Source organism: Roseateles sp. P5_B10 (genome assembly GCF_056400485.1).
In genome coordinates this window covers 1-584 of sequence record NZ_JBFULE010001636.1, presented here as the reverse complement: position 1 = coordinate 584, position 584 = coordinate 1, and the positions used below count along the sequence as shown (strand labels likewise).

Below are 584 nucleotides of genomic sequence, written 5' to 3'. Positions count from 1 at the left end.
CTTTTACATAGCCCGGCGTGATCAGCATCTTGATCGTCTCGGACTTCTTCGCGGAAGTGGTGACGGCCTGATAATTCGACGGCACCAGCGCGCCCGCGACCACGCGGCCGGTGGACTGGCCGGAGCCGGCACCGCCGGCAAAGGCTTTCAGCAGACCGGCGGTGYCGCCACTGGCCGTCGCGGAATACTGGTCGTCATTGATGTCGATGGCCCAATGGCCCTTGCCGACCGCGATGCCGGCGAGGCTGGCTTCATATTTAGCCTCCAGCTTGCCGCCGAGGGTCACCGCCTGCGCAGGCGCCTGACGGGAGGGCTGCACCGGAGCCGCAGCCGGCGTTTGCGCCCGCGCGGCGCCGGACATCACCACCGGCAGCGCCAGCAAGAGACCCGCGGCGATAATCGCGCGTGGTCCGGCCGCGCGCGCCATCCGGCCTGCCGCCCGAGCGGCTATCGCCGGAAGGAGCGCAGAATAGGTCGCTTGAGGGCTCACTCGGGGGCTCACAGTGGAACTCGCCTGGGAATTCACTTGGGGCATCACCTGGTCGGGCAATCCCACGCGCGGGGCGCGGGGTCGCATCGCATAT

At 68.4% G+C, this 584-nt stretch carries 1 protein-coding gene; it reads right to left on the bottom strand.

What is annotated here, in order from left to right; genetic code table 11:
• A partial coding sequence (locus AC1DU6_RS35040) for a DUF3108 domain-containing protein (protein ID WP_477863156.1) occupies positions 1 to 382 on the bottom strand: 382 nt, incomplete at its 3' end.
• Between the last annotated feature and the right edge of the window lie 202 nt (positions 383 to 584).